Annotated in this window: 3 protein-coding genes; all 3 read right to left on the minus strand. The window is 73.2% G+C overall.

What is annotated here, in order from left to right; genetic code table 11:
* Positions 1-78: 78 nt before the first annotated feature.
* Entirely contained in the window at positions 79-1725 is a 1647-nt protein-coding gene (locus ABZ914_RS48420) for a long-chain fatty acid--CoA ligase (RefSeq protein WP_500201367.1), read from the minus strand.
* A gap of 37 nt (positions 1726-1762) precedes the next feature.
* A complete protein-coding gene (locus ABZ914_RS48425; protein ID WP_190854189.1) occupies positions 1763-2215 on the minus strand; it encodes a MaoC family dehydratase in 453 nt (150 codons plus the stop codon).
* Between the two features lie 111 nt (positions 2216-2326).
* Positions 2327-3367 carry a phosphotransferase family protein gene (locus ABZ914_RS48430; RefSeq protein ID WP_500201368.1) on the minus strand — a complete coding sequence of 347 codons (1041 nt, stop codon included), beginning with the start codon at positions 3365-3367 and terminating at the stop codon, positions 2327-2329.
* Positions 3368-3745 lie beyond the last annotated feature (378 nt).

The raw sequence follows: 3745 nt of genomic DNA on the forward strand, positions 1-3745 counted from the left end.
GCTCGCTCCGCGTGCCTGCCCGTGGTGGCGGCCGAGGTCCGGCCTTCCGTTCGTCCGTGCAGCCGGGTCCAGGGTCCGTCAGCGGGTGATGTGCTCGATCTTCAGGTCCGCGCTCTTGTGGCGGGCGCGGAGGGGCTTCTTGTCGAACTTGCCGACGGTCGTCTTGGGGATCTCGTCCATGAACGTCCAGTACTCGGGGACCTGCCAGCGGGCCACCCGGGCGGCGAGGTGGTCGGCCAGCTCGGCGGCGGTCGCGGCGGCGTCCGGGCGGAGCACGACGCAGGCGAGCGGCCGCTCGTCCCAGCGCGGGTCGGGGATGCCGATCACGGCGGCCTCGGCGACCGCCGGGTGCCCCATCAGGAGGTTCTCCAGCTCGACCGAGGAGATCCACTCGCCGCCCGACTTGATGACGTCCTTGGCGCGGTCGGTGATCTGGTAGAAGCCGCGGTCGTCGATCGTGCCGATGTCGCCGGTGCGCAGCCAGCCGTCGTCGAACTTCTCCGGCGCCGGGTCGCGGTGGTAGGAGCCGGTGATCCACGGGCCGCGGACCTCGATCTCGCCGACGGACACCCCGTCCCACGGCAGCTCGCGGCCGGCGTCGTCGACGATCCGCATCTCGACGCCCGCGGCGACCCGGCCGGACTTCAGCCGCCAGTCCATCTCCTCGGGCGTGCCGGGTTCCACCTCGGGCGGCGGGAACGCCATGCCGCCGAGCGGGCTGGTCTCGGTCATGCCCCAGCCCTGGATGATGCGCAGCCCGTACCGCTCCTCGAACGCCTCCAGCAGCGAGCGGGGCGCGGCGGCGCCACCGGACGTCCCGGCGCGCAGCGACGACAGGTCCAGCTCGTGCTGCTCGCCGTAGGAGAGGATGCCGTTCCAGATGGTGGGGACGGCGGAGGCGAGCGTGCTGCGCTCCCGGGCGACGAACTCGGTGAGGTGCTGCGGCTGCATGAACGGGCCGGGCATGTGCAGCGTCGCGCCGGACAGGAACGCCCCGTACGGCAGGCCCCAGGCGTTGACGTGGAACATCGGGACGATGGTCAGCACCCGGTCGGCCTCGGTGATGCCGACCAGCGACGCCGACTGCACGGCCATCGCGTGCAGGAACGTCGAGCGGTGCGAGTAGACGACGCCCTTCGGGTCGCCGGTGGTGCCGCTGGTGTAGCACATGGACGCGGCGGACCGCTCGTCCACCTCGGGCCACTCGTAGCCGGGCTCCTCGGCGGCGAGCAGCTCGCGGTACCGCAGGACGGGGGCGCCGTTGCGGTTGGCCTCGAGCGGCGCGCCGTCGCCGTCGCCGACGATGACGAACGCCTCGACGGCGGGCAGCTCGTCCACCACCCGGGCGAGCAGCGGCACGAGGCTGTCGTCGACGATGATCACCTGGTCGTCGGCATGGTTGATGATGTGCGCGAGCTGCTCGGGGAACAGCCGGATGTTGAGGGTGTGCAGGACGGCGCCCATCGCGGGCACCGCGAAGTACGCCTCCAGGTGCTCCTGGTTGTTCCAGCAAAAGGTCGCCACTCGGCCGCCCTGGCGGACGCCGAGCCGCTGCAGCGCGGCGGCGAGGCGCTCGGCGTTGTCGGCGACCTGCGCGAAGGTGGCGCGCCGCGGCTCGCCGCCGCCGGTCCACGTGACGCACTCGCTGCGCCCGTAGACGCGCCGGCCGTGCCGCAGGATCGCGGCGACCGAGAGGGGGAAGTCCTGCATGGTGCTGGGGATCATGACGGTCTCCGGGATGACGGACGGGATGGGCGGGGAGTCAGCCGACCAGCACGGACAGGACCTCGGCGACGCAGACCGGCTTGTCGCCGCCCTCGCGCTCCACGGTCACGCGGACCTTGGCCCGCGCGCCCTGCGGGGTGCGCTCCAGCGAGAGCAGCTCGGCGCCGGCGCGCAGCCGCGACCCGACGGGGACGGGCGCGGGGAAGCGGACCTTGTCCGAGCCGTAGTTGACGCCCATCGCCAGGCCCTCGACGCGCGAGATCTCCGACATCAGCATGGGGATCAGCGACAGGGTGAGGTAGCCGTGCGCGATCGTGCCGCCGAAGGGGCCGGCCGCGGCCCGCTCGGGGTCGACGTGGATCCACTGGTGGTCGCCGGTCGCGTCGGCGAACCCGTTGACCTGCTCCTGCGTGACCGTGTGCCAGTCGCTGTGGCCGAGATGGGTGCCGACGGCCTTCTCGTACTCGTCGATGCCGTGGAACGTCCTCATCGCGTTACCTCCTCCGCCGGGCGCGCGCCCGCTCCGTGGACGCCATGATGACAACATACCGACCGGTTGGTATGCAACGCGAGAGGCCAGGCCGCCGGTCTCGGAGAGGGGTCAGGCGCCCTTGAGCGCGGCGATGCCGGAGCGGAGCAGCGGCTCGACGGCGGCGCCGACGGCGTCGAACCCCTCCCCCACGGTCTGGCCCCGCAGGTAGCGGTAGTGGATGCCCTCGGAAATCACCGCGAGTTTGAAGCAGGCCAGCCCGACGTAGAACCCGATCGCCGACAGGTCGCGGCCGCTGCGCTCGGCGTACCGGGCCACCACCTCGTCGGGCGACGGGAAGCCGGGCGCGCGCGTCGCCTCGGCCCGCCCCGGGCCCGGCGCCGTCCGCCTCATGTAGACGAGCAGGAGCGCGAGGTCGGTGAGCGGGTCGCCGAGCGTCGCCATCTCCCAGTCCAGGACGGCCGCCACCCGGTCGTCCGCGCCGACGAGCAGGTTGTCGAGCCGGTAGTCGCCGTGCACGATCGCCGGGGCGGACTCGGGCGGGACGTTCGCCTCCAGGAGCGCGTGCAGCTCGGCGGCGCCGTCGAGGTCCCGGCTGCGCGACGCGTCGAGCTGCTTCTTCCAGCGGCGCACCTGGCGTTCGAGGAAGCCCCGCGGCCGTCCGAAGTCGGCCAGCCCCACCTCGGCGGGGTCGACGCGGTGCAGGTCGACGAGGGTGTCGATCATCCGCCCGGCGATCGCCGCGACCCGCTCGGGGCCGAGCGGGACGAGCTCGTCCGCGCCGCGGTACGGGGTCCCCTCGACCATCTCCATCACGTAGAACGGCGCGCCGAGCACGTCCGGGTCCTCGCAGAGCAGGTACGTCCGGGGGACGGGCACGGCCGTGCCGGCCAGGGCGGTCATGACCCGGTGCTCGCGGGACATGTCGTGCGCCGTCGCGAGGACGTGGCCGAGCGGCGGGCGCCGGACGATCCAGGAGCGGGCCCCGTCGGTCACCTCGTAGGTCAGGTTCGAGCGGCCGCCGGCGACCACGCGGGCGCGCAGCGGCCCGGCGTCCGCCGGCCACAGGGCGCCGGGGAGGACCCGGTCGACGTGGCGCCGGAACCGGTCCAGCGGCAGGCCCGGGACGTCGCCGTCTTCGAATACCCGCAATGCACCCCTCCTCGCCGATCCGAGCCCTTGTACCGTCCGGTCGGTATGGCGCACGATAACGAGATGGGAACCCTCGCCGTCCAGGGCCGGAGGGCCCCGGGTCGCGCCCCCACCAGGCAGGCATCGGTGCGCCGATGACACCATACCGACCAGTTGGTATGCAATAGCCGATTTCCCATTGCCATTCTCGGTTGGCGGCATTACTTTTGCGGCACGACGCGGAGCGGTGTGAGCTTCGCCACCCCTGGCCGAAGGACCGACCGATGACGACGACCGACCCCCGGCAGACCCGCGACCGGGCGCGCGGCCGCATCGGCACCGCGCCGGACGAGGACGTCCGGCCCGCCCGCGGCGGGCGCGACCGGCCCGCCGCGCCGC

Source organism: Spirillospora sp. NPDC046719, from assembly GCF_040645715.1.
Lineage (GTDB): Bacteria > Actinomycetota > Actinomycetes > Streptosporangiales > Streptosporangiaceae > Spirillospora.